Origin of the sequence: Nocardiopsis halophila DSM 44494, from assembly GCF_000341245.1 — a bacterium.
GTDB lineage: Bacteria > Actinomycetota > Actinomycetes > Streptosporangiales > Streptosporangiaceae > Nocardiopsis_A > Nocardiopsis_A halophila.
Map to the genome: position 1 here is coordinate 37,334 of NZ_ANAD01000241.1, position 25,958 is coordinate 63,291.

The 25,958-nt window shown below is 71.8% G+C and carries 22 protein-coding genes and 1 pseudogene; 18 read left to right on the forward strand and 5 right to left on the reverse strand.

Annotated elements, in window-relative coordinates; translation table 11 throughout:
* The first annotated feature begins 10 nt into the window (after nt 1-10).
* The 3 genes and pseudogenes from D450_RS31300 to clpX all read left to right on the forward strand — a co-directional run bounded on the left by D450_RS31300 (nt 11) and on the right by clpX (nt 2,835).
* Nucleotides 11-546: pseudogene (locus D450_RS31300) on the forward strand (ATP-dependent Clp protease proteolytic subunit).
* 85 nt (nt 547-631) lie between these two features.
* Nucleotides 632-1,294 (forward strand): ATP-dependent Clp protease proteolytic subunit, encoded by a 663-nt coding sequence (locus D450_RS0125710; RefSeq protein ID WP_017541500.1) that lies wholly within the window; start codon nt 632-634, stop codon nt 1,292-1,294.
* A 266-nt stretch (nt 1,295-1,560) separates the two neighbouring features.
* Nucleotides 1,561-2,835 (forward strand): ATP-dependent Clp protease ATP-binding subunit ClpX, encoded by a 1,275-nt coding sequence (gene clpX, locus D450_RS0125715; RefSeq protein ID WP_017541501.1) that lies wholly within the window; start codon nt 1,561-1,563, stop codon nt 2,833-2,835.
* A 256-nt stretch (nt 2,836-3,091) separates the two neighbouring features.
* Here clpX and D450_RS0125720 read toward each other — a convergent pair whose 3' ends face one another.
* On the reverse strand, nt 3,092-3,820 hold the full coding sequence (locus D450_RS0125720) for a DUF305 domain-containing protein (RefSeq protein WP_017541502.1): 729 nt from the start codon (nt 3,818-3,820) through the stop codon (nt 3,092-3,094).
* Between the two features lie 244 nt (nt 3,821-4,064).
* Between D450_RS0125720 and D450_RS0125725 the strand changes: the two genes are divergently transcribed.
* The 5 genes from D450_RS0125725 (at nt 4,065) to D450_RS0125745 (ending at nt 10,696) form a co-directional block, all read left to right on the forward strand.
* A complete protein-coding gene (locus D450_RS0125725) occupies nt 4,065-5,480 on the forward strand; it encodes an LVIVD repeat-containing protein (RefSeq protein ID WP_026128772.1) in 1,416 nt (471 codons plus the stop codon).
* Between the two features lie 383 nt (nt 5,481-5,863).
* Nucleotides 5,864-7,249: an LVIVD repeat-containing protein gene (locus tag D450_RS0125730; RefSeq protein ID WP_017541504.1), complete on the forward strand. Its 1,386-nt coding sequence runs from the start codon at nt 5,864-5,866 to the stop codon at nt 7,247-7,249.
* Nucleotides 7,250-7,385: 136 nt separating this feature from the next.
* Nucleotides 7,386-8,792, forward strand: coding sequence for an LVIVD repeat-containing protein (locus D450_RS0125735; protein WP_017541505.1), 1,407 nt, complete (start codon nt 7,386-7,388; stop codon nt 8,790-8,792).
* Nucleotides 8,793-8,969: 177 nt separating this feature from the next.
* Nucleotides 8,970-10,319, forward strand: coding sequence for a bifunctional folylpolyglutamate synthase/dihydrofolate synthase (locus D450_RS0125740; protein ID WP_017541506.1), 1,350 nt, complete (start codon nt 8,970-8,972; stop codon nt 10,317-10,319).
* On the forward strand, nt 10,319-10,696 hold the full coding sequence (locus tag D450_RS0125745) for a DUF4233 domain-containing protein (RefSeq protein ID WP_017541507.1): 378 nt from the start codon (nt 10,319-10,321) through the stop codon (nt 10,694-10,696). The genes D450_RS0125740 and D450_RS0125745 overlap by 1 nt, the downstream gene beginning before the upstream one ends.
* An 87-nt stretch (nt 10,697-10,783) precedes the next feature.
* On the opposite strand, the gene D450_RS0125750 is transcribed toward D450_RS0125745, so the two are convergent.
* The 3 genes from D450_RS0125750 to D450_RS0125760 form a co-directional block, all read right to left on the reverse strand.
* On the reverse strand, nt 10,784-11,203 hold the full coding sequence (locus tag D450_RS0125750) for a PIN domain nuclease (protein ID WP_241483284.1): 420 nt from the start codon (nt 11,201-11,203) through the stop codon (nt 10,784-10,786).
* Entirely contained in the window at nt 11,203-11,457 is a 255-nt protein-coding gene (locus D450_RS0125755) for a type II toxin-antitoxin system VapB family antitoxin (RefSeq protein WP_017541509.1), read from the reverse strand. Before D450_RS0125755 ends, D450_RS0125750 begins: the two co-directional genes overlap by 1 nt.
* A gap of 141 nt (nt 11,458-11,598) precedes the next feature.
* Nucleotides 11,599-13,053: an aminotransferase-like domain-containing protein gene (locus tag D450_RS0125760; RefSeq protein ID WP_017541510.1), complete on the reverse strand. Its 1,455-nt coding sequence runs from the start codon at nt 13,051-13,053 to the stop codon at nt 11,599-11,601.
* A 62-nt stretch (nt 13,054-13,115) separates the two neighbouring features.
* Between D450_RS0125760 and D450_RS0125765 the strand changes: the two genes are divergently transcribed.
* Together D450_RS0125765 and D450_RS34340 are read left to right on the forward strand one after the other, a co-directional pair.
* Nucleotides 13,116-14,291, forward strand: coding sequence for a trans-sulfuration enzyme family protein (locus tag D450_RS0125765; RefSeq protein WP_017541511.1), 1,176 nt, complete (start codon nt 13,116-13,118; stop codon nt 14,289-14,291).
* Between the two features lie 347 nt (nt 14,292-14,638).
* Nucleotides 14,639-16,276, forward strand: a complete 1,638-nt coding sequence (locus D450_RS34340) for a protein kinase domain-containing protein (RefSeq protein ID WP_051063662.1) — start codon at nt 14,639-14,641, stop codon at nt 16,274-16,276.
* Nucleotides 16,277-16,331: 55 nt separating this feature from the next.
* On the opposite strand, the gene D450_RS0125775 is transcribed toward D450_RS34340, so the two are convergent.
* On the reverse strand, nt 16,332-16,739 hold the full coding sequence (locus D450_RS0125775; RefSeq protein ID WP_017541513.1) for a RidA family protein: 408 nt from the start codon (nt 16,737-16,739) through the stop codon (nt 16,332-16,334).
* A gap of 102 nt (nt 16,740-16,841) precedes the next feature.
* Here D450_RS0125775 and D450_RS0125780 point away from each other — a divergent pair, with 102 nt between their 5' ends.
* The 8 genes from D450_RS0125780 (at nt 16,842) to D450_RS0125815 (ending at nt 25,925) form a co-directional block, all read left to right on the forward strand.
* The gene (locus D450_RS0125780) at nt 16,842-17,219 is read left to right on the forward strand and encodes a winged helix-turn-helix transcriptional regulator (RefSeq protein WP_241483285.1); all 378 of its coding nucleotides are present in this window, start codon (nt 16,842-16,844) and stop codon (nt 17,217-17,219) included.
* 240 nt (nt 17,220-17,459) lie between these two features.
* Entirely contained in the window at nt 17,460-17,870 is a 411-nt protein-coding gene (gene ndk, locus D450_RS0125785) for a nucleoside-diphosphate kinase (protein ID WP_017541515.1), read from the forward strand.
* A gap of 191 nt (nt 17,871-18,061) precedes the next feature.
* Nucleotides 18,062-19,096, forward strand: coding sequence for a rod shape-determining protein (locus tag D450_RS0125790; protein WP_026124486.1), 1,035 nt, complete (start codon nt 18,062-18,064; stop codon nt 19,094-19,096).
* 1 nt (nt 19,097) lies between these two features.
* A complete protein-coding gene (gene mreC / locus D450_RS0125795) occupies nt 19,098-20,018 on the forward strand; it encodes a rod shape-determining protein MreC (protein WP_017541517.1) in 921 nt (306 codons plus the stop codon).
* Entirely contained in the window at nt 20,015-20,581 is a 567-nt protein-coding gene (gene mreD / locus D450_RS0125800; protein WP_026128773.1) for a rod shape-determining protein MreD, read from the forward strand. The genes mreC and mreD overlap by 4 nt, the downstream gene beginning before the upstream one ends.
* Complete coding sequence (gene mrdA, locus D450_RS0125805; RefSeq protein WP_017541519.1) at nt 20,569-22,758, forward strand: penicillin-binding protein 2; 2,190 nt, start codon at nt 20,569-20,571, stop codon at nt 22,756-22,758. Before mreD ends, mrdA begins: the two co-directional genes overlap by 13 nt.
* An 8-nt stretch (nt 22,759-22,766) precedes the next feature.
* The gene (gene rodA, locus D450_RS0125810; RefSeq protein WP_017541520.1) at nt 22,767-23,948 is read left to right on the forward strand and encodes a rod shape-determining protein RodA; all 1,182 of its coding nucleotides are present in this window, start codon (nt 22,767-22,769) and stop codon (nt 23,946-23,948) included.
* A 57-nt stretch (nt 23,949-24,005) separates the two neighbouring features.
* Nucleotides 24,006-25,925 (forward strand): TIGR03960 family B12-binding radical SAM protein, encoded by a 1,920-nt coding sequence (locus D450_RS0125815; protein WP_017541521.1) that lies wholly within the window; start codon nt 24,006-24,008, stop codon nt 25,923-25,925.
* Nucleotides 25,926-25,958: the final 33 nt, after the last annotated feature.

The window sequence follows — 25,958 nt, forward strand, 5'->3', positions numbered from 1 at the left end:
CCAGCGCCTGCTGCGTCAGCGCATCATCTTCCTCGGCCAGCAGGTCGACGACGAGATCGCCAACCGCATCGTGGGTGAGCTGCTGCTGCTGTCGGCCGAGGACCGCCAGCGGGACATCACGCTCTACATCAACTCCCCGGGCGGTTCGGTCACCGCCGGCATGGCGATCTACGACGTCATGCAGTACATCCCCAACGACGTGCGCACCGTCAGCATGGGCATGGCCGCCTCCATGGGCCAGTTCCTGCTGTGCGCCGGTGCGACCGGCAAGCGCTTCGCGCTGCCCCACGCCCGCGTGATGATGCACCAGCCGATCGGCGGGGTCGGGGGGGCGGGCNGGCCTCCGACATCCGGATCCTCGCGGACGACCTGCTCTACGTGAAGAAGATGTTCCAGGAGCGCATCGCCTTCCACACCGGCCAGACGGTGGAGCAGATCGCGAAGGACTCCGACCGGGACCGCTGGTTCACCGCCCAGGAGGCCAAGGAGTACGGATTCATCGACGAGGTGCTCGAGGGCACCCTCGACGTCTCCGGGCAGTCCTGAGGCCGGGCTCCCGGCCGCGGCCGGGGCCGCGAACGGGCGCAGGGCCGGTTACCCCCGAAGTACGGTGCATGTGGAGGGCCAGAACATGAACGAGTACGCGCACAAGGCGTTCGGCGCAGGCGGTATGGCTCCGCCGAGCCCGCAGAACCGCTACATTCTTCCGTCGTTCGTCGAGCGCACCTCGTACGGCGTCAAGGAGATGAATCCGTACAACAAGCTCTTCGAGGAGCGGATCATCTTCGTCGGCGTGCAGATCGACGACACCTCGGCCAACGACATCATGGCGCAGCTGCTCACCCTGGAGCAGATCGATGCCGACCGCGACATCCAGATGTACATCAACTCCCCGGGCGGGTCGTTCACGTCGCTCATGGCGATCTACGACACGATGCAGTTCGTCCGCCCGGACGTGCAGACGGTGTGCATCGGCCAGGCCGCCTCGGCCGCCGCGGTGCTCCTCGCCGGCGGCAGCAAGGGCAAGCGCGGCTGCCTGCCCAACGCCCGGATCCTGATCCACCAGCCGGCCACCGACGTCACGCGCGGCCAGGCCAGCGACATCGAGATCCAGGCCAACGAGATCATGCGGATCCGCAAGCAGCTGGAGAGCACGCTCGCGCGGCACACCGACAAGACCGAGGAAGAGATCTCGCAGGACATCGAGCGGGACAAGATCCTCACCGCGGAGGAAGCCAAGGAGTACGGCATCGTCGACTTCGTGCTCCCTTACCGCAAGACCTCGCTGAAGTAGGCGGCTTCCGCGGGCCCGGCAGGGCCCGCGGGGCCCGCCCTCGGGGCACCGGCTCCACACGCCGCGGGGGATCGGATGGTGAAGCCGGTCTCCCACTTCGCTTACGCTCGTAAGGAGCGACGCACAGATCACCCCGCACGGAGTCGGCGCCGGAGGGCATATCCTGCAATAGCGGATGGCTCGCTGGGGACGCCTCGCACAGCGGACCGCGCAGCGGGCGCACGGGCGCCGTTGACGGGGCGGCCTACGTTTTAAGGAGTGGCTGGGTGGCACGCATCGGCGACGGTGGAGACCTGCTGAAGTGCTCTTTCTGCGGCAAGAGCCAGAAGCAGGTGAAGAAGCTCATTGCCGGCCCGGGTGTGTACATCTGCGACGAGTGCATCGACCTGTGCAATGAGATCATCGAGGAGGAGCTCGCCGACTCCACCGAGCTCAAGTGGGACAGCCTCCCCAAGCCGCGGGAGATCTACGAGTTCCTCGACTCCTACGTGATCGGCCAGGAGCAGGCGAAGAAGGCGCTCTCCGTCGCGGTCTACAACCACTACAAGCGGGTCCAGTCCGAGGGCGACCGCCCCCGCGACGAGGACGTGGAGATCGCCAAGTCCAACATCCTGCTGCTGGGCCCCACCGGCTCGGGCAAGACGCTGCTCGCCCAGACGCTGGCCAAGATCCTCAACGTCCCCTTCGCGATCGCCGACGCCACCGCGCTCACCGAGGCCGGCTACGTCGGCGAGGACGTCGAGAACATCCTCCTCAAGCTGATCCAGGCGGCCGACTACGACGTCAAGAAGGCCGAGACCGGGATCATCTACATCGACGAGGTCGACAAGGTCGCCCGCAAGAGCGAGAACCCCTCGATCACACGGGACGTCTCCGGCGAGGGCGTGCAGCAGGCGCTGCTCAAGATTCTGGAGGGCACCACCGCCAGCGTGCCCCCGCAGGGCGGGCGCAAGCACCCGCACCAGGAGTTCATCCAGATCGACACCACCAACGTGCTGTTCATCTGCGGCGGCGCCTTCGCCGGCCTGGACCGCATCATCGACCAGCGGGTGGGCAAGCAGGGGATGGGCTTCAACGGGGTGCTGCGCACCCCCTCCGAGCACCGGGCCGAGGACCTGTTCACCGACGCGATGCCCGAGGACCTGCTCAAGTTCGGGATGATCCCGGAGTTCGTGGGGCGCCTGCCGGTCATCACCAACGTGCACAACCTCGACCGCGAGGCGCTGGTGCAGATCCTCACCGAGCCGCGCAACGCCCTGGTCAAGCAGTACCAGCGCCTGTTCGACCTGGACAACGTGGAGCTGGAGTTCAGCGACGACGCCCTGGAGGCCATCGCCGAGCAGGCGATCATCCGCGGCACCGGCGCCCGCGGGCTGCGCGCCATCATCGAGGAGGTCCTGCTCTCGGTGATGTACGAGGTGCCCAGCCGCGAGGACGTCGGCCAGGTGATCATCACCCGCGAGGCGGTGCTGGAGCACGTCAACCCCACCATCGTCCCGCGCGTGGCACCGGGCGACGAGCCCGAGGAGAAGAGCGCCTAGGCGCCCTCCCCACGGACGCGAAAGGAGCGGCCGCCCCGTGATAGGGGCGGCCGCTCCTTTCGCGTCCGGATCCGTCCGCTCTAGAGGCTCCGAGCGTTCCGTGCGCGCCGACGGGTGCGTCCGCACCGCCCGTCACTCGTCGGCCGCGCCGACACCGCCTGCGCGGTACAGTTCCCTGTCCTGCGCAGCGGCATCCGCTTACCGCGGACCGAAGGCCCGCTGAGCGGCGCCCGCGTGTCGGGGGAGGCCCCGGGGCTCAGCCCTCCAGGGCCTCTTCCATGCGGGCGATGTCGGCCTGCTGCTCGGCGATGACGTCGTTGGCCATCCGCAGTACGTCGGTGTCCTTGCCGTCGACCGTGACGTCCTCGGCCATCTCGATGGCGCCTTCGTGGTGCTCGGTCATCAGCTCCACGAACAGCGCGTCGAACTCGGCGCCGTCGCTGGCCTCCAGGTCGTCCAGCTGGTCCTGGGTGAGCATGCCGGGCATGTCGGTGTGGTCGATCTCGATGGGGCAGGCCTCCAGGCCGCCCCCGCCGTGGTGGCCGCCGCCCTCGACCCCGTCGTCGCCCTCGCGCCACTGCGTGAGGCCGCAGGAGTCGGCGTAGTTGGGGTTGCCTTCGGCCGGCCCGTAGACGTTGGTCTCCAGCCAGGCCTCCATGGCCTCGATCTCCGGCCCCTGCGCGTCCTCGATCCGGTCGGCGATCTTCTCCACGTCCTCGTTCTCGACGCGCTCGGGGGCCATCGCGGTCATGTCCAGCGCCTGCTTGTGGTGCTCGATCATCTTGAGCAGGTAGACGACGTCGGCCTCGTTGTGCGTGATCTCCTGGTTGGCGGCGTCGATCTGCTCCTGGGAGGCGGGGGAGGCGGACTCGCCGGGTCCGCCCGGCATGAGCACGTCGGGCTCGTCGCCGGAGGCGCCGCCCGAGCAGGCGGTGGCCGCGGCGAGGAGGAGGGCGGCTCCGAGCGTCAGGGTGCGACGCGGCACGGGGGCTCCTCTCGGCGGGGGAACGGAGCGGCGGTCGGCCGCTTCCGGGATGTCTACTGGTCGGCAGGGCGGTTTGTCCAGTATCCGCAGGGTCGACGGACGGTGACGGAGCGGGTGTGCACCATGTGAGCTGGCGCGATCGCCCTGTGTAGTCTTTTGTGACGATTTTACCTATGGTCGCCGTTCGTATCGGTATGTATCTTCTTCGTGTTCACCTTCGGTAGGGAGACGAAGAGGAGCCCTCATGCCGATATCCCCCCGGGTGTCCAAGAAACGCCCGTTCCGGCGGCGCCTACCCGGCGCGGCCGTGGCCCTCCTGGCCGCCGCGGGACTGACCGCCTCCGCGCTGCCGGCGCAGGCGGACACCCCCGTCGACGAGATCGACAAGAGCGACAACGTCGAGCTCAGGGCGAACCTGCCCAAGCCCGAAGGGTTCGAGCCCACCAACTCCGACCTCGCCTTCACCGGCGACCACGTCATCGTGGGCAACTACAACGGCTTCGTGGTCCACGACGTCTCGGACCCCGCCGAGCCCGAGATCACCGCGGCGGTGCTGTGCCCGGGCGGCCAGGCCGACGTGTCGGTCAGCGGGGACCTGCTCTACTTCTCGGTCGAGTACCCGCGCGCCGGCGACGAGTGCGGCGCCCCGGCGAGCACCCCGGCCGATCCGGACGCCTTCGAGGGCATCCGGATCTTCGACATCTCGGACAAGTCCCGCCCCGAGTACATCGCCTCCGTGCGCACGGACTGCGGATCGCACACCAACTCGCTGATCCAGGGCGAGGAGAGCGACCACATCTACGTCTCCTCCTACGCGCCCTCGGACCGGTATCCGAACTGCCGGCCCCCGCACGACAAGATCTCGGTCGTCGAGGTGCCCAAGGACGACCCGCGGGATGCGTCGGTGGTCGCGGAGCCGGTCCTCTTCCCCGACGGGGGCAACCACGACCAGGACGGCCTGCTGCGTCCGACCCAGGGCTGCCACGACATCACCGCCTACGCGGAGAAGGATCTGGCGGCCGGGGCCTGCATGGGCGACGGCATCATCCTGGACATCAGCGACCCCCTGCGGCCCGAGGTGATCGAGACGGTGCGGGACGAGAACTTCGCGTTCTGGCACTCGGCGACGTTCACGAACAAGGGCGATGCGGTGGTCTTCACCGATGAGCTGGGAGGCGGCGGCGCGGCGACCTGCAACGCCGAGGTCGGTCCCGAGCGCGGTGCGAACGCGATCTACGAGCTGAAGGCGAAGAAGGGCAAGGGGGCCGGGCCCGCCCGAGCGGACCTGGCCTTCCAGAGCTATTACAAGATCCCGCGTCACCAGTCCGACACGGAGAACTGTGTGGCGCATAACGGCTCGCTGATCCCGGTCAAGGGCAAGAACTACTTCGTGCAGGCCTGGTACCAGGGCGGGGTGTCGGTCATCGACTTCAACGACCTGGAGGACCCGAAGGAGATCGCCTACTTCGACCGCGGGCCGGTGTCCGACACCGAGCTGGTGCGCGGCGGTAGCTGGTCGGCCTACTACTACAACGGCTACGTCTACTCGGCCGAGCGCACCCGAGGGTTCGACGTCATCCGCCTGGACGACGAGCGGCTCGAAAAGGCGGAGAAGGTCCGCTTCGACGAGCTGAACCCGCAGAACCAGGTCCGCTACTGAGGGGCGGAACGAAGGCCCGGCACTTCTGACGCGCCGGGCGGGCCCGGACCCCGGTGCGGGGCCGGGCCCGCCCGGGCACCGGGGGCGCCGAGTGCCGGACGCCCTGTTCTGTTCAGACCGGAATCCGCTTCCCGGCGGTCCGGAACGTCGGCCGCAGGTACGGGGCGCGCGGAGCGCGGGTGGGCCCCCGGCGAGCCCGCCCGCACCCGTTCCGGCGTGCGCACATTCGGGGATCGTGTCCGCGCCGTCACCGTGTGCCCCGGAGGCGGGCGCGGTGCGCAGTGTGTCGAATCGGAAGCGGTGCGGGTTACCCCTCTGTACAGCTGGGGACCGGTCTATGTAGTTTTCACGTGTTTTCGGCCCTCATTCACGAAGGAGTCCGGATGCCGACANCGCGCCTGGCGCGCCTCGGCATCGCCCTCACGGGCGCGGCCGCGCTCGCCACCGGGCTCGCCGCGGCCCCGGCCGCGGGCGGCACCGACGACGGCGACATCGACAAGAGCCGGAACATCGAGCACCTGGCCAACCTGCCCAAGCCCGAAGGGCTCGACGGCACCTCCGCCTACAACTCGGACCTGGCCTTCACCGGCGACTACGCCATCGACGGCAACTACAACGGCTTCGCGGTCTACGACATCTCCGAGCCGGAGGAGCCGGAGCACGTGACGACCGTCCTGTGCCCCGGAGGCCAGGGCGATGTGTCGGTCAGCGGGAACCTGCTCTACTTCTCGGTGGACTACCCGCGCGAGGGCGAGGACTGCGGCGCGGCCGAGAGCTCGCCGGCCGATCCGGACGCCTTCGAAGGGATGCGGATCTTCGACATCTCCGACATCGAGGAGCCGCGGTACGTGGCGGCGGTGGCCACCGACTGCGGGTCGCACACCAACTCGCTGATCCAGGGCGAGGAGAGCGACCACATCTACGTCTCCTCCTACGCGCCCTCGGACCGGTATCCGAACTGCCGGCCCCCGCACGACAAGATCTCGGTCATCGAGGTGCCCAAGGACGACCCGCAGGACGCGTCGGTCGTGTCCGAGCCGGTGCTCTTCCCCGACGGCGGCAACCCTCCGGGCACGCCGACCCGGGAGACCTCTGGGTGCCACGACATCACCGTCTACGCCGAGAGGGACATCGCCGCCGGGGCCTGCATGGGCGACGGCGTCGTCATGGACATCAGTGACCCGGTGAACCCCGAGGTGATCGAGACGGTGCGGGACGAGAACTTCGCGTTCTGGCACTCGGCGACGTTCACGAACAAGGGCGATGCGGTGGTCTTCACCGATGAGCTCGGCGGCGGCGCCGGTGCCACCTGCAACCCCGAGATCGGCCCCGAGCGCGGCGCCGACGCGATCTACGAGCTGAAGGTGAAGAAGGGCAAGGGGGGCGGGCCCGCCCGAGCGGACCTGGCCTTCCAGAGCTACTTCAAGATCGACCGCCACCAGGAGGACACCGAGAACTGTGTGGCGCACAACGGCTCGCTGATCCCGGTCAAGGGCAAGAACTACTTCGTGCAGGCCTGGTACCAGGGCGGGGTGTCGGTCATCGACTTCAACGACCTGGAGGACCCGAAGGAGATCGCCTACTTCGACCGCGGCCCCTTCGAGGAGGACCTGAGCGGCTCGTGGTCGGCCTACTACTACAACGGCCACATCTACTCCTCCGAGATCCAGCAGGGGTTCGACGTCCTGAAGGTGGACGACAAGCGCCTGAAGCGCGCCGAGAAGGTGCGCTTCGACGAGCTGAACCCGCAGAACCAGCCCCGCTACTGACGGACCCGCACCACCGATCCCCACCTCCCGCCGTCCGCCCGCCCCGCGACCCGGGGCGGGCGGCGCACGAACGGGGCCGGTCGGGCCCGCACGCGTCCGCACGGCCCCTCATCTCCCACGGAACGAGGAGTTCTGCATGTCGCTATCCCCCAAGCGCAGACGGTTCGGGCGCCTCGGCGCCGCCGTCGCCGGCGCCGCGGGCCTGGCGCTGAGCCTGGCCCTGGCGCCTCCCGCCGCGGCGGACACCCCGCCGGCCGACGCGGTCACCAGTGACAACGTCGAGCACGTGGCGCACCTGCCCAAACCCGCGGGCCTGGAGAGCACCAACTCGGACCTGGCCTTCACCGGCGACTACGCCATCGGAGGCAACTACAACGGGTTCGCCATCTACGACATCTCCGAGCCGGAGGAGCCCGAGATCGTCAGCACGGTGCTGTGCCCGGGCGGGCAGGGCGACGTGTCGGTCAGCGGGGACCTGCTCTACTTCTCGGTGGACTACCCGCGCGAGAGCGAGGACTGCGGCGCGGCCGCGAGCACCCCGGCCGACGCCGACGCCTTCGAGGGCATCCGGGTCTTCGACATCTCCGACAAGGAGGAGCCGCGGTACGTCTCGGCCGTGGCCACGGCGTGCGGGTCGCACACCAACTCCCTGATCCAGGGCGAGGAGACCGACTACATCTACGTGTCGTCGTACTCGCCGAGCGACCGGTACCCGAACTGTGAGCCGCCGCACGACCAGCTCTCGGTCATCGAGGTCCCCAAGGACGCGCCCGAGGACGCCAACCTGGCCAGTGAGCCGGTCGTCTTCCCCGAGGGCGGCAACCACGACCAGGACGGCCTGCTGCTGCCCACCACCGGGTGCCACGACATCACGGTGTGGTCCGAGAAGGACATCGCCGCCGGGGCCTGCATGGGCGACGGCGTGATCATGGACATCAGCGACCCGCTCCAGCCCGAGGTGATCGAGACGGTGCGGGACGAGAACTTCGCGTTCTGGCACTCGGCGACGTTCACCAACAAGGGCGACGGGGTGGTCTTCACCGACGAGCTGGGCGGCGGCGGCGCGCCGACCTGCACGCCCGAGGTCGGCCCGGAGCGCGGCGCCGATGCGATCTACAAGCTGAACGCCAAGGAGGCCAAGGGCGACAAGCCGGCCAAGGCCAAGCTGAAGTTCCGCAGCTACTACAAGATCGACCGGCACCAGGGCGACGAGCAGAACTGTGTGGCGCACAACGGCTCGCTGATCCCGGTCAAGGGCAAGAACTACTTCGTGCAGTCCTGGTACCAGGGCGGCGTGTCGATCATCGACTTCAACAACCTCAAGAAGCCCAAGGAGATCGGCTACTTCGACGCCGACGACCGGGTCGACGGGGACGTCGAGGTCAACACGAACACGTGGTCGACGTACTACTACAACGGATACATCTACTCCTCCGACATCAGCCGGGGCTTCGACGTCCTGAAGGTGGACGACAAGCGCCTTGAGAAGGCGGAGGACGTCGAGATGGACGAGTTCAACCCGCAGAACCAGCCGCAGTACTAGCGGTACCCACCCACCGGGATACCGGTGGGACGTCAGGAAACGAAGGGCCGCCGCCCCGCCGGGGCGGCGGCCCGCCGCGGTTCTCCGCCCCGGGGTGTCACCCGCGGGGTGAACCGGGCCACGGGTCGGCGTCTTCTACGCTGGGCCTGTGAGCATCCCGACCCCAATCACCGCGCCATGAGCAGCAAGCAGAGCGTCCACGACCGCTACACCCGGATCATCGCCGAGATCATGGGGCGGCGCGTCGAAACCGACATCGACCCGACCACGGAGCGGGTGCGGGAGGTCCTCGACCTCATCGGCGACCCGCAGCGCAGCTACCGGGTCATCCACCTGACCGGGACCAACGGCAAGACGTCCACGGCCCGGATGATCGACGCGCTGCTGCGCGAGCGCCACCTGCGGGTGGGCCGCTACACCAGCCCGCACCTGCGGACCGCCCGCGAGCGGATCGTGCTGGACGGGGACGCCGTCTCCGAGGAGGCGTTCATCGACGCCTACGAGGACGTCATCCCCTATATCCGCATGATCGACGAGCGCTCCGAGGTGCCGCTGTCCTTCTTCGAGGTCATGACGGTCATGGCCTTCGCCGTGTTCGCCGACGCCCCGGTGGACGTCGCGGTGGTCGAGGTCGGCCTCGGCGGCACCTGGGACGCCACCAACGTCGCCGACGGCGACGTCGCCGTGGTCACCCCGATCGGCATCGACCACACCGACTTCCTCCCGGACACCGTCGAGGGCATCGCCGAAGAGAAGTCGGGCATCATCAAGCCCGGGTCCATCGCGGTCCTGGCCCAGCAGCAGCTCCCCGCCGCCGAGGTGCTCATGCGCCGGGCGGCCGAGGTGGGCGCGACCGTGGCCCGGGAGGGCCTGGAGTTCGGCGTCACCCACCGCGACGTGGCCATGGGCGGGCAGATGGTCAGCGTCAAGGGGCTGCGCGGGGGCTATGAGAAACTCTTCCTGCCGCTCTACGGCGAGCACCAGGCGAGCAACGCCGCGGTGGCCGTCGCGGCCGTGGAGGCGTTCGCCGCCCCGGCCGAGGGCGACGACGAGCTCGACCCGGAGATGATCGGGCAGGCGCTGGCGGGGGTGGAGTCCCCGGGGCGCATGGAGGTGGTGCGGCGCGGGCCGACGGTGATCGTCGACGCGGCGCACAACCCGGCCGGCATGACCGCCTCGGTCGCCGCCGTCGAGGAGTCGTTCGGCTTCACCCGGCTGATCGGCGTGCTGGCGGTGATGGAGGACAAGGACGTCGAGGGCATCCTCGAACCGCTGGAGCCGCTGGTGACCGAGGTGGTGGTCACCCGCAACTCCTCGCCGCGCTCGCTGACGGCCGAGGACCTGGGCGACATCGCCGAGGGGATCTTCGGCAGCGAGCGGGTGCACGTGGCCCCCCGCCTGGACGACGCCATCGACCGGGCCATCGCCCTGGCCGAGGACACCGCGGAGTTCTCCGGGACGGGCGTGCTGATCACCGGGTCGGTGGTGACGGCGGGCGACGCCGGCCACCTGCTGAAGGGGGACTGATGCGGACCATCTGCGCGGTGGTGCTCGCCTTCGAGGTGATCGTGATCGGGCTCGCCGTGCCGGTCGCCATCCAGCTCAGCGGCTTCTCCCCGGCGGTGGCCGGCGCGGTGTGGGGCGGACAGGCCCTGGCCGCGCTGGTCCTGGCGGCCCTGCAGCGCTTCACCTGGGCGCACTGGGCCGGGTGGGTCCTGCAGGGCACCCTGGTGGCCACCGGGTTCCTGGTGCCGGGCCTGTGGGTGCTGGGCATCATCTTCGGCGGCCTGTGGGTGGCCGGGGTGATGCTCGGCAGGAAGACCGACGCGATGAAGGCACGGGCCCAGGCCGCAGCAGAGGCGAACGGTGCAGGCGGACCCGCAGGAGCCGCCGAGGCGGGCTGAGCCCGGCGGCCGGGGACACGAAAGGGGGGGGGGGGNTCACGCATGTACCACCGCCTCCGGCCCTCCGAGGCGTGGACGGGGAGCCGTTCAGATGCCGCCCTTGGGGACCACCCACTCCACCGGCTGCCCTGTGACTTCCGCGATCCGGTCGTAGTCGGCGTCATAGTGCAGGACGACCGCGCCGTTCTCCTCTGCCGTCGCGGCGATGACCAGGTCCGGGAGCCGGAAGTTCCGGTGGCGGCTGTAGGCCGCCAGTTCGCGGTGGACGTCCATGGCGCGGTCCATGGCCGTGCGTGTGACGTCCATCCAGCGCTGAGAGTGCAGTGCGTCCCATAGGGTCTCGTACGCCTTGGGGTCCGGAGCGTTGTTGAGGTACTCCAGAGCGACCATCTGGCAGGCGGCCAACCGACCGCTCAGCATCAGGTCGTCGAACCGCCTCTTCACCCCGGCATGGCGTGCCCGGAGAACATAGACCGAGGTGTCAGCGAGGTACACGGTCCCCGCCATCACCCGGCTTTCCTCTCGCGAGCCTCCTCTGCAAGGCGGGACAGATCGCGTCCACCTCCATATCCGAAGGAAGCCGACGACCCCTCGAAGTCCATGTCGACCTCGTCGAAGGCCTCGATCGCGGCCTTCGCCTTCCTGCGATCGGCAAAGCTCGCAAGGGCCGCGTTGATCGTGGCGACCTTCGTGCCGGTCCCCAACTCCTCGCGAGCGGCCTCCAGCCACTCATCGTTGACATCGATCGTGATCCGAGTCATGCACCAATTCTAAGGGGGGAGGTGGAGGTTCTGGTGACAGATTGGCGCTGAAGTTGGTGTCACCAGTGTTGTCGGCGAGGCACCAATGGTTGGTCCGAGGTATTCGTTCGGGAGTGGCCCCCCGCTGTGCGGACGCCCCCCTCATACGACCACCGCGCCCAGGGACATCGGGCGGGGGGCTCCCCGCGGGGTCGTGTAGGCGTTCCAGGCCTCGGCCAGGCGCCGTACGCCTTCGGTCAGGCGTTCCGGAGCGGGCGAGAACGGGAGCCGCAGCCGGTCCCCGCTGCCGCCGGAGGCGTCGATGGCCGGGCCGGGCAGGACCGCCACCCCGTGGCGGATCGCCACCTGGGCGAACGAGGCGGCGTCGCCGCGCGGCAGGCGCACCCACAGCGTCTGCCCGCCCTGCGCCGGCGGGCACTCCCACTCCGGCAGCAGCCGCCCCAGCTCGGCCCGGAGCAGGTCGTGGCGCTCGCGCAGCACCCCGGTGCGCCGCAGCCGCACCCGGTCGAAGTCCTCCAGCAGCCGCATCGCCGCCAGCTGCGAGGCCACGTCCCCGCCCAGGTCCCGCATCGACTTGAGCCGCGCCAGCCGCAGCACCAGCTCCTCGCGGGCCCGCAGCCAGCCCACGCGCAGGCCGCCCCACACCGACTTGCTCAGTGAGCCGACCTCCACGGCCTCCCCGTAGGCCGCCAGCGACGGCGGGGCGGGGGAGCCGTCCAGCGCCAGGTCGGCCGCGACCCCGTCGTCCACCAGCACCGTCCCGTACCGGGCCGCCGCCCGGACCAGCCGGCGCGCCGCCGCCGGCGGCAGCACCGAGCCCGTCGGGTTCTGGTGGCGCGGCACCGTGTAGGCCAGCGCCGGCCGGTGCTCGGCCATCAGCCGCTCCGCCCGGCCCACGTCCAGCCCCTCCGGGCCGGAGGCCACCGGCAGCACCGACGCCCCCGCCGCCCGGAGGACGTCCAAGGCCCCGGCGTAGGTGGGCGCCTCCACCACGACCCCGTCGCCCGGCGCCACCAGGTGCTCGACCAGCAGCGACAGGGCCTGCTGGGCCCCGTTGGTGACGAGTACCTGCCCCGGGTCGGTCGGCAGCCCCTGGTCGGTGTAGCGCGCGGCCACCGCCTCCCGGAGCCGGGCCAGCCCCGCCGGGTGGTAGCCCAGATCGACCGGCCCGGGGAAGGCGAGGCCCGTATAGGCCCGCTCCACCTCGGGCGGGGGCTCCTCCGGGGCCGCGCAGCTCAGCACGATCGTGCCGTCCTGCGGCTCCAGCAGGTGCAGGAACATCGGGTTCTCGGGGCCGCCGTCCGCCGCCGGGGGCAGCGGCACGGCCTGGGCCACCCGGGTCCCGCTGCCCTGGCGCCGCTCGATCCGCCCCTCTCCGCGCAGCTCCTCGTAGGCGGCCACCACGGTGGTGCGCCCCACCGCCAGCGCCGCGGCCAGCGCCCGGTCCGGCGGCAGGACCGTCCCGGCCCGCAGCGTCCCCTCCTCGATCAGCCGCCGCAGCCGCCCCGACAGCAGCAGGTACAGCGGCCCCCGCCCCGCCGACCAGCGGCCCAGCAGCGCCGCCAGCCTCCGCGCGTCCACCTTCTCGGCTCCCATGGCGAACCATTGTGCCTTGATTGGCCCTGTACCGGCGGACCAATACGCGGTGGCATGGAGGCATGGACCCCACCGACGCGACCCGGACCGTGCACACCCCCGTGCCCGAGGAGGGGCCGAGCGCGCCCCTGGGCACCCCGCTCCACCTCGACCACACCTTCGCCTTCCCGACCGCCGAGGCGATGGCCGGCGCTTTCGGGGACCCCGACGGGCCCTACCTGTACGGCCGCTACTCCAACCCCACGGTGCGCACCCTCGAAGCGGCGCTGGCCGAACTCGGACACGGCACCGCCGCCACCGCCTACGCCTCCGGCATGGGCGCGATCAACGCGGTCCTGACGGCCCTGGTGGGCGGCGGTGACCACATCATCGCCCAGCGCGCGCTCTACGGCGGCACCCACGCCCTCCTCTCCGACCTGGAAAGGCGCTGGGGCGTCCAGGTGGACCGGGTCTCGGGCACCGACCCCGAGGAGGTGCGCGCGCTGCTGCGCCCCACCACGCGGCTCCTCTACCTGGAGACGATCGCCAACCCGACGACCCGGGTGAGCGACGTGCCCGCCCTGGCCGCCGTCGCGCGCGAGGCCGGGGCCGTCACCGCCGTCGACAACACCTTCGCGAGTCCGCTGCTGTTCCGCCCCCTCGACCACGGTGCCGACATCTCCCTGCACTCCACGAGCAAGTACCTGAGCGGCCACGGGGACGCGGTCGGCGGCGCCGCCGTCTTCGCCGACGCCGGTCTGCACCGCAGGGTGTGGGAGCACGGCCTCGAACTGGGCGCCTGCGCCTCGCCGTTCAACGCCTGGCTGACCCTGCGCGGGCTCAAGACACTGGCGCTGCGCATGCCCCGGCACAGCGCCACCGCGCTGGAGGTCGCCCGGCGGCTGGCCGGCCACCCGGCGGTGCGGTCGGTCGCCCATCCCGACCTGCCCGACCACCCGGACCGTGTCCTGGCCTCCCGCCTGCTGGTCTCGGGCGGCGGCGTGCTCTCCTTCGACCTGCACGGCGGCCGGGCGGCCGGCGCGGCCTTCACCGAGGCGCTGAGGACGGCCCGCCTGGCCCCGTCCCTGGGCGATGTGCGGACCCTGGCCATGGCGCCCGCCTCCACGTCCCACCACCGCCTCTCCGCCGGGGAGCTGGAGGCCGCGGGGATCGGCGAGGGGACGGTGCGCATCGCGGTGGGCATCGAGGACCCGGGCGATGTGTGGAAGGACGTCGAGCAGGCCCTCGGCGCCGTCTGACCGAGGGGCGCCCCGGCGGCGCGCGGGGCGCCGCCGGGGCCGGGAACGCCTGTGTGGCAGGGGACGCGGAGGCTGTTCACCGATCGGCCCGTTTGCCATGATGCACAGACCCCCGGCCCCCGGGCCCCGACGTGGTGGAGGTCTCGTGCTCGGTCCCCTGCGTGACAGTGATCCGCGCCGGATCGGTCCCTACCGGATCCGTGCGCGCCTGGGCGCCGGCGGGATGGGGGAGGTGTTCCTGGGGCGCTCCAAGGGCGGCCGGCCGGTCGCGGTCAAGGTCGTCCGCGACGAACTCGCCGACGACCGCGGGTTCCTGCGGCGGTTCGGGCGGGGGGNACACCGCCCAGGTGGTCGACGCCGACACCGGCGGCACCCCGCCGTGGTTCGCCACGGCCTACATCGCCGGCCCGTCCTTGCAGTGGGCCGTCGACAGGCACGGCCCGCTGCCGGCGGGCTCGGTGACCGCCCTGGGGGCGGGCCTGGCGGAGGGGCTGGCCACCGTGCACGCCAAAGGCCTGGTGCACCGCGACCTCAAACCCGGCAACGTCATCCTGGCCGGGGACGGGCCCCGGCTGATCGACTTCGGCATCGCGCGGGCGATGGACTCCACGAGCTACACGCAGTCGCGGAGCGTGCTGGGCACGCCGGCGTTCATGTCGCCTGAGCAGGCGCGCGGGGAGGAGACCGGTCCCGCCAGCGACGTGTTCTCCCTGGGGAGCGTGCTGGCCTACGCCGTCACAGGCACCGGTCCGTTCGGGGCGGGTGCGCCGCACGCGGTCACCTACCGCATCGTGCACGAGCCCCCGGTCCTGGACGACGTGCCCGGCGCCCTCGGCGCACTGGTGAGGTCCTGCCTCGAAAAGAGACCGGAGGGCAGGCCCTCCACGGACGAGGTGCTGGACGCGCTCTCCTCAACGGGCGAGGCCGGACAGGAGTGGGCGGACGGGCAGTGGGTGCCCGAGGCCGTCACCGAGGTCATCACCTTGGAGGCGACGAGGGCTCTGACGCTGGTCGGGGCCGGCCCGCCCAAAGCCGGCCCGAAGGGCGGCAAGCAGGGGAGGCAAGGGCCGAAGCCGCAGCGCGATGCGGAACCGAAGAGGGAGCGGGCGCCGGAGCGAAAGGCGGCGCCACCGGCAGGCTCCAAGAGCGCGAAGAAGCCGATCTCCCTCGGGGCGACGAAGGTGAACTGGGGCTTCACGGCCGTGAACTTCCGGGGACGCCACTACGAGCGGTTCACCGCGACGTTCCCGCCCGGAGGCACCGAGGGCGGGGGGAAGGTCAAGGGCACCTCCGTCTACACCGACGACTCCTCGGTGGGCCATGCCGCGGTCCATGCAGGGCTGATCACCCTGAAGCAGGGAGGCACGGTCACTTTCGAGATCCGGCCGGGCGAAGAGGCCTATGCCGGTTCCCTGCAGCACGGTGTCGTGTCGGGCAAGGCCGGCCGCTCGCCGGGAAGCTTCGTGTTCCCCAAGGCGAAGAAGCAGGTGGCGGGCCAGAGGCCTCCCTCGTCCGCGGCCTCGAGCGCCTCCAAGGCCGCCACGGCGCCGAGCACCTCCGGCAGTGGCACGGCCGAAGGAACGGCCTCGCAGAACCAGTCGTCCAACGGCGGCTGGTGGCTGGCGGCCGGAGCCGCCGTCGTCGCGGTGCTCCTCTACATCAACCACTACGAGTTCTCCGCCTGGGCCAACCAGTGGGTCAACAGCGGCCGCTCCGACATCCAGGTAGGGGACTGCGCCATGTACCTCAGCGCCATCAACGCGGTCGAGGTGCCCTGCTTCGCCGCCTCCGCCACGCACACCGTCGCGGGTGTGCGCTCGAAGGCCGACGAGTCGTCTTCTGGAAGCCTCGCCGGGGACCGGTACTTCGACGGGACCGTCGCGCGCCATGTCTGCGAAGGCGTCCCCGGGTGGTCGGAGGGAACCCGATCCAGTTTCCCGCTCACCGACGACATCGTGTGCCTGAAGCCCAACCCCGACCTGTGACGGCGCTGTCGGCCGGCGTCCCTCGGGCGGGCACCGGCCGAGCGGACCGGCCCGGTCAGTCGATGACCGCCGTGGCCTCGATCTCGACCAGGTGGTCGGGGACGTCCAGCGCGGCGACGCCGATGACCGAGACCGGCGGCACCGGGGCCGACCCCAGCGCCTTGGCGGCGCGTTCGACGCCCTCCTGGAACGCCGGCATCAGGTCGGGCGACCAGTCCACGACGAACACCCGCAGCCGCGCGACGTCGTCGAAGCCCGCCCCCGCCTCGGCCAGGCCGGCGGCCACGTTCCGGTAGCACTGCTCGATCTGCGCGGCGAGGTCGCCCCGGCCGACGGTGGCCTGGTCGGCGTCCCAGGACACCTGCCCGGCCACGGAGACGATCCTCGACCCGGTGGCCACCGACACCTGGCGGTACAGGCCGATCTTCGGCAGGGCTTCGGGGGACAGCAGCGTGACGGCCATGTCGGTCCTCTCGTCTTCACTCTCTTGCGGTTACCCGGGAACCGTAAGAGAGTGAGCGGCGACATGGAAGAACGCACTTTCCAGTGACGGAGGAACCCGGTGGTGACCGAGCAGTACAGCGGCTCCGAGGGCGATGCGGACCTGCGCCGGGCGGACTCCCTGGCCCGCGAGATCTTCTCCGACGTCGCCAACAAGTGGGCCCTGCTGATCATCGAGGCGCTGGGGGAGCGGACCCTGCGCTTCAGCGAGCTGCGCACGGAGGTCGAGGGCATCAGCCACAAGATGCTCACCCAGAACCTGCGCATGCTGGAGCGCAACGGCCTGGCCGAGCGGACGGTCCACCCCACCGTCCCGCCGCGCGTCGACTACGCCCTCACCGGCCCGGGGCGCGCCCTGCGGGAGACGGTCGACATGTTCTGCGACTGGACCCGCGCCCACCTCGCCCGCATCGAGGACTCCCGGACGCGGTTCGACGCGTGAGGGCGCGGCCCTCCCCGGGCGCGGTGCGGCGCCGGGTTCCGGCGACGGGTTCCGGGGCCGACGCCCGGGGCCGGCATTACGGGCCGCCCCGAACCGGCCTCGGGAGCCCCGGCGCGCCGGTAAAGTTGCGCTCACCGGGGCCGACGGCGCACCCCCGGCCCGGGCCGACCGCCCGCCGAACGGTGCGAACCGAAACCGCCGGCCGCGCCGCATGACGCCTACACCCCTGAGGAGTACCACGTGGAGCGCACCCTTGTCCTGATCAAGCCCGACGGCGTGCGGCGGAGCATCATCGGCGAGGTCATCTCCCGGATCGAGCGCCGCGGCCTGAAGATCGCCGCGATGGACCTGCGCACGCTGGACGAAGAGACCGCCAAGACCCACTACGAGGAGCACGCCGAGCGCCCGTTCTTCCCCTCGCTGGTCGAGTTCATCACCGGCGGCCCGCTGGTGGCCATGGTCGTCGAGGGCGAGCGCGCCGTGGAGGCCTTCCGCGCCCTGGCCGGCGCCACCGACCCGGTCTCGGCCGCCCCCGGCACCATCCGCGGCGACTTCGCCCTGGAGGTCCAGGCCAACATCGTGCACGGCTCGGACTCGACCTACTCGGCCGAGCGGGAGATCAAGCTCTTCTTCCCCGAGCTGCAGGACTGACACCTCTCGGCCCTGCGGGCCGACGTCCCCGCCGCGCGCGTCCTCAGCGTTGCAACGATTCGGTGTGTTTGCGTAACGAGGCAACTCCCCAGCGTTACGATACGGGTGCTGGATCCACATCCGTGCTGGAACGAGACCCTATTGCCCGCCCCGTGCGCGACGCGCCGATTCGGTGCCGCTGAGGACGATTCATGACCACAAATCTCGCCTTTCTCGGCCGCGACATGGCGGTCGATCTCGGTACCGCCAACACGCTCGTCTACGTGCGCGGCCGGGGCATCGTGCTCAATGAGCCCTCCGTCGTCGCGCTCAACACCTCGACGGGCAAGATCGTCGCGGTCGGCGTCGAGGCCAAGCAGATGATCGGCCGGACCCCCTCCAACATCACCGCGGTCCGGCCCCTCAAGGACGGCGTGATCGCCGACTTCGAGATCACCGAGCGCATGCTGCGCTACTTCATCCAGAAGATCCACCGCCGCCGCCACTTCGCCAAACCGCGCGTGGTCGTGGCCGTGCCCAGCGGCATCACCTCGGTCGAGCACCGCGCCGTCAAGGAGGCCGGCTACCAGGCCGGCGCCCGGCGGGTGCACATCGTCGAGGAGCCCATGGCCGCCGCGATCGGCGCCGGGCTGCCGGTGCACGAGCCCACCGGCAACATGGTCGTCGACATCGGGGGCGGTACCACCGAGGTCGCGGTGATCTCCATGGGCGGCATCGTCACCTCCCAGTCCATCCGCGTCGGCGGGGACGAGCTCGACCAGGCGGTCATGACCTCGGTCAAGAAGGAGTTCTCCCTGATGATCGGGGAGCGCACCGCCGAGGAGCTCAAGTTCGCCATCGGCTCGGCCTACCCGACCGGCGCCGAGGAGCTGCACGCCGAGGTGCGCGGCCGCGACCTGGTCACCGGGCTGCCCAAGACGGTGGTGCTCTCGGCCGCCGACGTGCGCCAGGCCATCGAGGAGCCGGTGACCTCCATCATCGACGCCGTGCGCACCACCCTGGACAAGTGCCCGCCGGAGCTGTCCGGCGACATCATGGACCGCGGCATCGCCGTCACCGGCGGCGGCGCCCTGCTGCGCGGCCTGGACGACCGGCTGCGCCACGAGACCGGCATGCCCATCCACCTGGCCGAGAACGCGCTCGACTCGGTCGCCATCGGCTCGGGCACCTGCGTGGAGAACTACGAGCGCCTGAACCAGGTCCTCGTCCCCGAACGGCGGCGCTGAGATGCGGCGCGACGGCCCCCGCCCGCGCCTGGTGCTGGTCCTGCTGGTGGCGGCGTCCATCGCGCTGATGGTGCTGGACGGCCGCCCGGGGACCGACCCGGTCACCGCCGCAGGCCGCGCCGCGGCCGGCGCCGCCTTCGGCCCGGTCGCCGGGGCGGTGTCGGCCGCCGCCCGGCCCGTCGCCGACGGCTACCGCGCGCTCGCCGCCGCGCCCGGCGCCCAGGAGCGGATCGAGGAGCTGGAGGCGCGCAACCGGCGGCTGTCGGCCGAGCTCGACGCCGCCGAACAGGACGGGGTCCGCTCCGAGCGCCTCGCCGACCTGCTGCACCTGTCCGGGCTGGGCGGGTACGAGGTCGTCCCCGCCCAGGCGGTGACCCGGATGGGGTCGGGCGGCTACGCCGAGACCGTCACCCTGGACGTGGGCGCCCGCGACGGCGTCGCCCCCGACATGACCGTGGTCGACGGCCACGGCCTGGTCGGGCGGGTGATCCGGGCCTCGCATGCCACCTCCACCGTGCTGCTGTTCACCGACGGCGCCTCCTCGGTGGGCGCCCGCATGGAGGGCTCCCGGGAGGTCGGCGCCGTGCACGGCAAGGCGCACGAGCTCGACGGGCGCGCCCCGGCCGTGCTGGAGCTCATGCAGGCCGACGCCCGCATCGAGGAGGGCGACCGGGTGGTGACCATGGGCTCGCACAACGACGCCCCCTTCGTGCCCGGCGTCCCGCTGGGCACGGTGACCCGGGTGCGCGACACCCCGGGGGCGCTCAGCCGCACCGCCGAGCTGCGCCCCGCCGCCGACCTGGGCGCCCTGGACGTGGTCGGGGTGGTCGTGGCCGGCCCGGCCGAGGACCCGCGCGACTCGGTGCTGCCGGAGAAGCCGGACGGCGACGCCGCCCGTGCGCCCCGGGAGGTGGGCCGATGAAGGGCGTGGTGACCGCGCTGCTGGTGGCGGCGGTGGTCCTGGTCCAGGCGGCGGTGGTCAACCGGCTCCCGCTCCCCTGGGGGGTGGGGCCCGACCTGGTGGTGCTGGCGGTGGCCGCCGTCGCGCTGCGCACCGGCCCCGCAGGGGCGGCCGTCACCGGGTTCTGCGCCGGACTGGCGGTGGACCTGCTGCCGCTGGCCGACCACGAGGCGGGCCGCTACGCGCTGCTGTACTGCCTGGCCGGGTACCTGGTCAGCCGCTACGGACGGGTGGAGGGCCGCGGGCGCGCCCGGGTCTACGGCACGGCGGCCGTGGCCGCGCTGGGCACCGCCGCCGGGTTCGCGCTGCTGGGCACCGTGCTGGGCGACCCCCGGGTGAGCCTGGCGGCGGCCGCGTTCGCGGTGCCGGTCTCGGCGCTGGAGACGGTGGTGGTCGGCCCCCTGGTGCTGGCCCCGATGGGGCGGATCCTGCGGGCGGTCTCCCCGGACGCCTACGTCGGCTCCTACCCCGACCTGCCCGCACCGGTCAGAAGCGGCGGAGGGATCGGCGGATGGCGCGGATGAGGCGGCGGCCGGGCGGACGCCCCGGGCGGCGCACGGCCCCGGGGGCGCCGGGCGGGGCCCCGGCCCCGCGCGCGGCGCCCGGCAGGGCCGGGCTGATCCTGGCCCAGGTGCTGGTGGTGGCGCTGTTCGCAGTGCTCGGCGCGCGGCTGTGGTACCTGCAGGTGCCCATGGGCGAGCACTTCGCCCGGCTGGCCGCCGCCGACCGCACCCAGGAGCTGGTGGTGCCCGCGACCCGCGGGCAGATCCTCGACCAGGCCGGCCGCCCGCTGGTGCGCAACCGCACCGCGCTGGTGGTCTCGGCCGACTGGCACGCCCTGCAGGCCATGCCCGACCAGGGCGCCGACGTGCTGGCGCGGGTCGCCGAGGTGGTGGGCGAGCCCGTAGAGGAGATCCGCGCGCGCACCCGGCTGTGCGGGCCGGAGGTGAGCCGGCCCTGCTGGCCCGGCTCCCCCTACCAGCCGGTCACCCTGGCCGACGACGTCGACGCCAGGGCCGCGCTGCAGATCCTGGAGCGCCGCGAGGACTTCCCCGGTATCTCCGCCCAGCAGCTGGCGGTGCGCGACTACCCGCACGGCGAGCTGGCCGCCCAGGCGCTGGGCTACCTGCAGCCGGTCACCCAGGAGGAGCTGGAGGCCCGCGAGGAGCTGCGCAAGCAGTTCAGCGGGGTGGACCAGGTGGGCCGGGACGGCCTGGAGGCCACCTACGACGCCGAGCTGCGCGGCACCGCCGGGGTGCGCACCCTGGCGGTGAACAACCGGGGCGAGGTGACCGGGGTGGTCGACGAGCAGCGCCCCGAGCCCGGGATGCACCTGGTCTCCACCATCGACCAGCGGGTGCAGAAGACCGTGGAGGACGCGCTGCGGCGCGGTATCGACCGGGCGCGCAAGGCGGGCCACCCGGCCTCCTCGGCGGCCGGGGTGGTGATGGACGTGCGCACCGGCGGACTGGTGGCCATGGCGAGCCTGCCGAGCTACGACCCCTCGGTCTGGCAGGGCGGCATCGACCAGGAGACCTTCGACGAGCTGCTCAGCGAGAAGGCGGGGGAGCCGCTGAACTCCCGGGTGATGCAGGGCCAGTACCCGCCGGCCTCCACCTTCAAGGTCTCCTCACTGGCGGCGGGCGTGCGCGGCGGGAAGCCGCTGCGCGGCACCTACTCCTGCCCCTCCTCCATCTCGGTGGGCAACCGCTCCTTCGAGAACTACGAGGGCTCCTCGCACGGCTCCCTGAGCCTGCACCGGGCCATCGTCGTCTCCTGCAACACGGTCTTCTACCAGATGGCCTACGACGAGTGGCGCTCCGACGAGCGCAAGAAGAAACCGGACGACGTCTTCGCCCGCACCGCCGAGGACTTCGGCTTCGGCGCGCCCACCGGTATCGACCTCCCGCACGAGGCCGCCGGCCGCATCCCCACCCGCGAGTGGAAGAGGGAGCTGTGGGAGGCCACCAAGGAGGAGAGCTGCGAACGCGCTGAGAGCGGCTACCCCGGTGTGGCCGAGGACGACCCCGGGCGCGCGTCCTACCTGAAGAAGGTCGCCGAGGAGAACTGCACCGACGGCTACCGGTGGCGCGCCGGCGACGCGGTGAACTTCGCCATCGGGCAGGGCGACGTGCTGGTGACCCCGCTGCAGCTGGTGCGCGCCTACGCCGCGGTCGCCAACGGCGGCACCCTGTGGGAGCCGCGCGTGGGCAAGGCGCTGGTCTCCGCCGACGGCGAACGGGTCGAGGAGATCGAGCCGCAGAAGGCCGGTGACCTGGAGGTCGACGGCGAAGTGGTGTCCTACCTGCAGAAGGCGCTGACCGCGGTGCCCAAGCAGGGCACCGCCTCGGGGGCCTTCGGCGGGTTCCCGCAGGACCAGGTGTCCGTCGCCGGCAAGACGGGGTCCGGATCGGCCCTCGACAGCGACTCCACCGCCTGGTTCGCCTCTTATGCCCCGGCCGACGACCCCGACCTGGCCGTGGTCGTGGTGGTGCCCAAGGGCGGCACCGGCGGCGAGACCGCCGCCCCCATCGTCCGGGAGATCTACGAGGGGGTCTACGGCTTCACCCGGGACGAGCAGGACGCCGGCGGCAAGAGCGTCGAGGGCGGCGATCCGGACCTGCCCGGCGGGGAGCCCCGCCGGGGGGAGCTGCCCCAGGTGCGGCCCGACGGCACCGTCGACCTGGCGGCGGGGGAGTGAGCGCGGCGATGTCCACCACGCACACCGCGCCCGAACCGCTGGGCCCGGGCCCCGCCGGCCGGGTGGCGCGCGCCGTCGCCGGGGCGCGACGGCGACGGCTGGACTGGGTGCTGGTCGGCACGGTGCTGGCGCTGACCGGGATCGGCGCGCTGCTGCTGGCCGCCGCCACCTACGAGCCCGGCCACCCGGAGAGCCCGCTGGCCTACCTGGAGCGCCACCTGCTGCACGTGGCGGTGGCGGTCGCCGTCGGGGCGGCGGTGGCCTTCGTGGACCACCGCAAGCCGCGTGCCTACGCCCCGGTCGTGTTCGCGCTCTCGGCCGTCCTGCTGGCGCTGGTGCTCAGCCCGCTGGGCCAGGTGGTCAACGGCTCGCGCTCGTGGGTCGCGCTCGGCCCGGTCCAGCTCCAGCCCTCGGAGTTCGCCAAGGGCGCGCTGGTGCTGATGATCGCCGTGCTGCTGGGCGAGCCGCGCGACGGCGAGACGGCGCCCACCAGCCGCGACGTGCTGTTCAGCCTGGCCGCCCTGGCAGTGCCGCTGGGGCTGGTGATGCTCCAGCCCGACCTGGGCACGGGCATGGTGGTGGGCACCACCTACCTGGCGATGCTGGCGCTGTCGGGGGCGCCGCTGCGGTGGATCCTGGCGCTGCTGGGCTGCGGGGCGGCCGCGGGCTTCTCGGTGTGGTGGTTCGGCCTGCTCAAGGCCTACCAGCTGGCGCGCTTCACCAGCTTCCTGGACCCCTCCGCCGACCCGCGCGGCACGGGCTACAACGCCACCCAGGCGATGAACGCGGTCGGCTCGGGCGGGATCAGCGGCTCCGGGCTCTTCCAGGGCCAGCTGACGGCCGGGCGGTTCGTGCCCGAGCAGCACACCGACTTCATCTTCACCGTGGCCGGGGAGGAGCTGGGCTTCGTCGGAGGCATCGCCGTCATCGGGCTCCTGGCGCTGATGCTGCTGCGGATCCTGCGCATCGCCGCCGGGTGCGAACAGCCCTACGGCCGGCTGGTGTGCGTGGGGGTGGCCGCCTGGTTCGCCTTCCAGAGCTTCATCAACATCGGGATGACCCTGGGCATCACGCCGATCACCGGGATCCCGCTGCCCTTCGTGTCCTACGGTGGCAGTGCCACCATCGCCAACATGGCGGCGGTGGGGCTCGTCCTGGGCGTGAACGCGCGCGACCGGGGCTTCGAGTAGGACGGCATACCCTGAGAGGGCACGTGCCGCACATCCGACCCCGGAGGCGACAGACCCATGTCCTTCACTGCCGGTGAGAGCGTCCTTCCACGGCTGGAGGCCTTTCTGCCCCAGGTGCAGAAGCCGGTCCAGTACGTCGGCGGCGAACTCAACTCCGTCGCCAAGGACTGGGAGGGCGCCGAAGTGCGCTGGGCCCTGATGTACCCGGACGCCTACGAGGTGGGCGTGCCGAACCAGGGCGTGCAGATCCTCTACGAGGTCCTCAACGAGCGCGAGGGGGTGCTCGCCGAGCGCACCTACGCGGTCTGGCCGGACCTGGAGGAGATCATGCGGGAGCACGGCATCCCGCAGTTCACCGTGGACGCCCACCGCCCGGTCGGCGGCTTCGACGTGCTCGGGGTCAGCTTCGCCAGCGAGATGGGCTACACCAACCTGCTCACCGGGCTGGACCTGGCCGGGATCCCGCTGCACGCGGCGGACCGCACCGGCGACCACCCGGTGGTGCTGGGCGGCGGGCACGCGGCGTTCAACCCCGAACCCGTCGCCGACTTCCTGGACGCCGCGGTGCTCGGCGACGGCGAGGAGATCGCCCTGGCGATCACCGAGGTCGTGCGGGAGTGGAAGCGCGAGGGGCGCCCGGGCGGCCGCGACGGGCTGCTGGAGCGGCTGGCGGCCGGGGGAGGGGTGTACGTCCCGCGCTTCTACGACGTGGAGTACCGCCCCGACGGCCGGATCGCCGGCTACCGGCCCAACCGCCCGGGGGTCCCGTGGCAGGTGCAGAAGCACACCGTCATGGACCTGGACTCCTGGCCCTACCCCAAGGCGCCGATCGTGCCCGTGGCCGAGTCGGTGCACGAACGCTACAGCGTGGAGATCTTCCGCGGCTGCACCCGGGGCTGCCGGTTCTGCCAGGCGGGCATGATCACCCGCCCGGTGCGCGAGCGCAGCAAGGAGACCGTGCAGTCCATGGTCGACGAGGGCGTGCGCAACACCGGCTTCCAGGAGGTCGGACTGCTCTCGCTGTCCAGCGCCGACCACACCGAGATCGGCGGCATCGCCAAGGGGCTGGCCGACGCCTATGAGGGCACCAACACCGGCCTGTCGCTGCCCTCGACCCGGGTGGACGCCTTCAACATCGACCTGGCCAACGAGCTGACCCGCAACGGGCGGCGCTCGGGCCTGACGTTCGCGCCCGAGGGCGGGAGCGAGCGGATGCGGCGGGTGATCAACAAGATGGTCACCGAAGAGGACCTGATCCGCACCGTCACCGCCGCCTACGAGGCCGGGTGGCGCCAGGTCAAGCTGTACTTCATGTGCGGGCTGCCCACCGAGGAGGACGAGGACGTCCTGGCCATCGCCGACCTGGCCAAGGAGGTCGTGCGGACCGGGCGGGAGGTCACCGGGCGCAAGGACATCCGGTGCACCGTGTCCATCGGCGGGGGGGGGGGCCANATCCCGGCCGAGACCGTGGACGCCCGGCTGCGCAAGCTCCGGGACGCGCTGCGCGGCGACAAGCGCTACGGCAAGTCGGTGGGGCTGCGCTACCACGAGGGCAGCCCGTCCATCATCGAGGGCCTGCTCTCGCGCGGTGACCGCCGCGTGGGCGCCGTCGTCGAGCGGGTCTGGCGCGAGGGCGGCCGGTTCGACGGCTGGAGCGAGCGCTTCTCCTACGAGCGGTGGGTGCGCTGTGCCGAGGAGGCGCTGGCGGGCGAGCCGGTCGACGTGGACTGGTTCACCGTGCGCGAGCGCGACGAGGACGAGGTGCTGCCCTGGGACCACCTGGACGCCGGGCTGGACCGGTCCTGGCTGTGGCAGGACTGGCAGGACGCCCAGCACGGCGAGGAGTCGGTGGAGGTCGACGACTGCCGCTGGAACCCCTGCTACGACTGCGGGGTGTGCCCCAGCATGGGCACCGAGATCCAGATCGGCGTGGCGCCCGCCGACCGCTCCAAGCTGCTTCCGCTGAGCGTGGTCTGACGGCGTCCCCGGCCGGCGCCGTCCGACGGGAGC

What these genes read in the sequence shown, in the direction of transcription:
- D450_RS0125710 (WP_017541500.1), top strand. Translation starts at nt 632, where the DNA reads ATGAACGAGTACGCGCACAAGGCGTTCGGCGCAGGCGGTATGGCTCCG.
- D450_RS0125725 (WP_026128772.1), top strand. Translation starts at nt 4,065, where the DNA reads ATGCCGATATCCCCCCGGGTGTCCAAGAAACGCCCGTTCCGGCGGCGC.
- D450_RS0125735 (WP_017541505.1), top strand. Translation starts at nt 7,386, where the DNA reads ATGTCGCTATCCCCCAAGCGCAGACGGTTCGGGCGCCTCGGCGCCGCC.
- D450_RS0125740 (WP_017541506.1), top strand. Translation starts at nt 8,970, where the DNA reads ATGAGCAGCAAGCAGAGCGTCCACGACCGCTACACCCGGATCATCGCC.
- D450_RS0125745 (WP_017541507.1), top strand. Translation starts at nt 10,319, where the DNA reads ATGCGGACCATCTGCGCGGTGGTGCTCGCCTTCGAGGTGATCGTGATC.
- D450_RS0125750 (WP_241483284.1), bottom strand. Translation starts at nt 11,203, where the DNA reads ATGGCGGGGACCGTGTACCTCGCTGACACCTCGGTCTATGTTCTCCGG.
- D450_RS0125755 (WP_017541509.1), bottom strand. Translation starts at nt 11,457, where the DNA reads ATGACTCGGATCACGATCGATGTCAACGATGAGTGGCTGGAGGCCGCT.
- D450_RS0125760 (WP_017541510.1), bottom strand. Translation starts at nt 13,053, where the DNA reads ATGGGAGCCGAGAAGGTGGACGCGCGGAGGCTGGCGGCGCTGCTGGGC.
- D450_RS0125765 (WP_017541511.1), top strand. Translation starts at nt 13,116, where the DNA reads ATGGACCCCACCGACGCGACCCGGACCGTGCACACCCCCGTGCCCGAG.
- D450_RS0125775 (WP_017541513.1), bottom strand. Translation starts at nt 16,739, where the DNA reads ATGGCCGTCACGCTGCTGTCCCCCGAAGCCCTGCCGAAGATCGGCCTG.
- D450_RS0125790 (WP_026124486.1), top strand. Translation starts at nt 18,062, where the DNA reads ATGACCACAAATCTCGCCTTTCTCGGCCGCGACATGGCGGTCGATCTC.
- mreC (WP_017541517.1), top strand. Translation starts at nt 19,098, where the DNA reads ATGCGGCGCGACGGCCCCCGCCCGCGCCTGGTGCTGGTCCTGCTGGTG.
- mreD (WP_026128773.1), top strand. Translation starts at nt 20,015, where the DNA reads ATGAAGGGCGTGGTGACCGCGCTGCTGGTGGCGGCGGTGGTCCTGGTC.
- mrdA (WP_017541519.1), top strand. Translation starts at nt 20,569, where the DNA reads ATGGCGCGGATGAGGCGGCGGCCGGGCGGACGCCCCGGGCGGCGCACG.
- rodA (WP_017541520.1), top strand. Translation starts at nt 22,767, where the DNA reads ATGTCCACCACGCACACCGCGCCCGAACCGCTGGGCCCGGGCCCCGCC.